This window comes from Frankia sp. CcI156 (assembly GCF_001983015.1).
Lineage (GTDB): Bacteria > Actinomycetota > Actinomycetes > Frankiales > Frankiaceae > Frankia > Frankia casuarinae.
The window spans coordinates 1-2,815 of record NZ_MOMD01000118.1; the positions used below are offsets into that span (position 1 = coordinate 1).

Here is a 2,815-nt window from a genome sequence, read left to right on the forward strand (position 1 = left end):
TGGCGCTGGAACTCAGATGATAGATCGAGAACCACATTCGCCCAGGTCAAGGTCATGATCAGAAAAGAGGTGGACCTGGTGCACCACAATAAGAGTCTGCCGGAAAATAACCCGTAGGTTCCGAGGATGCAGCATGATCCTCTGCTATGGGCGGGTTTGCGGTCACTCGGGAGCTGCTGGCKGCGAAGTTCGAGGTGATCTTTCCGCATCTCGATGAGCGGCAGCGGCGGCTGCTGATGGCCGCGGAGGCGCGGGCGTTTGGACACGGCGGGATCCGGCTGGTGGCTGCCGCCGCGGGCGTCCGGGAGGCCACCGTGTCGGCGGGCGTCGACGAGTTGGACGCGGGTGGCGAGCCGCTGGGCCGGGTGCGGCGGCCAGGCGGCGGGCGTAAGCGCGCCGCCGATCTCGATCCGGGACTACGCCTGGCGCTGTTGGCCCTGGTCGAGCGCGACGAGCGGGGTGACCCGATGTCGCCGCTGCGGTGGACGACGAAGTCGACCCGGGTGCTGGCCGCAGAGTTGACCCGTCAGGGCCACCGGGTCGGCCCTGACACCGTCGCCGACCTGCTGCGTGCCGAGAAGTTCAGCCTGCAGAGCAACGCCAAGACGCTCGAGGGTCAGCGCCACCCGGACCGCGACGGCCAGTTCCGGTACATCGCCGAACAGGCCGGCGCCCACCATGCCAGCGGCGACCCGGTGATCAGCGTGGACACCAAGAAGAAGGAGAACGTCGGAACGTTCCGCAACGGCGGCCGCGAGTGGCGCCCCGAAGGCGAGCCTGCCGAGGTGTCCACCCACGACTTCCCCGACGCCGCGCTCGGCAAGGCCATCCCCTACGGGATCTACGACCTGGCGGCCAACGCCGGCTGGGTGAACGTCGGCACCGACCACGACACCGCCGCGTTCGCCGTCGAGTCGATCCRCCGCTGGTGGACCACGGCCGGCCAGGCCACCTACCCGAACGCCAGCCGACTGCTGATCACCGCGGACGCCGGCGGCTCCAACGGCTACCGCACCCGTGCGTGGAAATCCGAACTCGCCGCGTTCGCGCTGCGGACCGGGCTCGCGATCACCGTCTGCCACTTCCCGCCCGGAACGTCGAAATGGAACAAAATCGAACACCGGCTGTTCTCGCACATCACGCTGCACTGGCGCGGCAGGCCGCTGACCAGCCACGAGGTCATCGTCAACACCATCGCCGCGACCACCACCCGCACCGGGCTGACCGTGACCGCCACCCTCGATCCCGGCACCTACCCCGACGGAATCAAAATCAGCGACGAGCGGATGACCTCACTGCCGATCGACCGCCACGACTGGCACGGCGACTGGAACTACACGCTGCGTCCCGAACCGCCCGCTCCACCGCCCCCACCGCCGCCGCCGGCGCGCGAGCCCGCGCACCCCGAGTGGGCGCACCCCGCGCTGACCGGCCTCGATACCGCCACCTGGAAGCAGCTGATCTCCACGCTGGCCGCGCCCCACCGCGTCCAACGCGAGGTGGCCCTGCACATCGCCCGAGGCGGCCCCCCGACCCGCAAGCCCGGCGCCGGCCACCCACCCGCGCTCACCCTCGCCGAACAGATCCTGACCACCGTGCTCCGCCGCCGTTTCGGCACACCCAAACCCGCCCTGGYCACCCTCTTCGGCGTCTCAACCGGCACCATCACCAACGCGGAACGCCAGACAGAGGCGTTACTCGACGAGTACGGCCCCCCGATCCCGCCAGCCCCGACACCGATCAAGACCCTCAGCGAGCTGACCGCTCACGCCGCCGCCCACGGGATCACTCTCACCCCAAAGATCAAACCTGCGCGTTAATAATCTGCAAGCCCTAGATTCGGTGATGACTCAACGTGAATAGCAGCCCGACGCCCGTTTCGCCCCGCATCACGAGGCTTGGGCGTCTCGCGCCGCAGATCGCCGGGCTTCGTGCCGACGCCGAGCTGCCCGATTAGACGGCCGACCGACGCCCACCCACCGGCACTAACGCACGGTCACCACCGAATGTGCACCAGAGCCGTTACCTGGACAGACCCGTGGCCACGTCGACGGCGTGCAGATATCGGGCTCTTCCCAGTTCGCCGGAATCTGTGGTCGACTGATCACGGCATCTGCGGCGGGGTGATGACGGTATGTAGCCAGGTGGGGCGGGTTGCGTGGGAAGCGTAGTAGCGGGCGCGGAGCTGCTGGTTGGTGACGTTGCGCAGGCCGAACGCGATCCGGTAGACGAGCTTGACGAGCCGGTTGATGCCCTCGGTGGCCGCGTTGGACAGGGAGTAGAGGACTGCGTTGGCGATCTCAACACGCCACGTGGAGATCGTCTCGGCGAGAGTGACGATTTCAGGGATGGTCTCACCGGTGGTGGCGCAATAGGTGAAGAACCTGGTCAAGGCGTGCGAGACGTCGTAGCGGGTGATCGGGCGGCCGGAGCGGTGCGCGGCGAGCGCAAGCACGTCGCGCAGGAGTTCCTTGGCGCGCCAGGCGGCGGCGAGTTGGCGGCTGCGGCAGGGTCGAGTAGCCGGGAGGGGTTTCGCCTCCCGGCTACTCGACCCTGGCATCCCAGCATGGTCGCCGCACGTGGGCACGCCACGCTGACCGGTCACCTCATTTTCCCTCTAGTCGTCTAGACGCTGCCGCTTGCCGCTGCGGGCGGCACGTTCGATCGTGTCCAGAAGCCGGTGGACCTGCCAACCATTCTTAAAGCTGGGTTCCACTTCGACCCCGGTATGGATCGCCTCGGCGAGGTCATGGTAGACTCGACGCACATTGTGCACCGCTACAGAGCTTGAATGGTCAGGGTCTGGCTACGGCGG

General features: G+C 67.8%; 2 protein-coding genes. One reads left to right on the forward strand and one right to left on the reverse strand.

What is annotated here, in order from left to right; translation table 11 throughout:
- Positions 1-146 precede the first annotated feature (146 nt).
- Positions 147-1,820 carry an ISAzo13 family transposase gene (locus CcI156_RS23485; RefSeq protein WP_076808311.1) on the forward strand — a complete coding sequence of 558 codons (1,674 nt, stop codon included), beginning with the start codon at positions 147-149 and terminating at the stop codon, positions 1,818-1,820.
- Between the two features lie 284 nt (positions 1,821-2,104).
- On the opposite strand, the gene CcI156_RS23490 is transcribed toward CcI156_RS23485, so the two are convergent.
- Positions 2,105-2,560, reverse strand: coding sequence for a transposase (locus CcI156_RS23490; protein WP_076808313.1), 456 nt, complete (start codon positions 2,558-2,560; stop codon positions 2,105-2,107).
- Between the last annotated feature and the right edge of the window lie 255 nt (positions 2,561-2,815).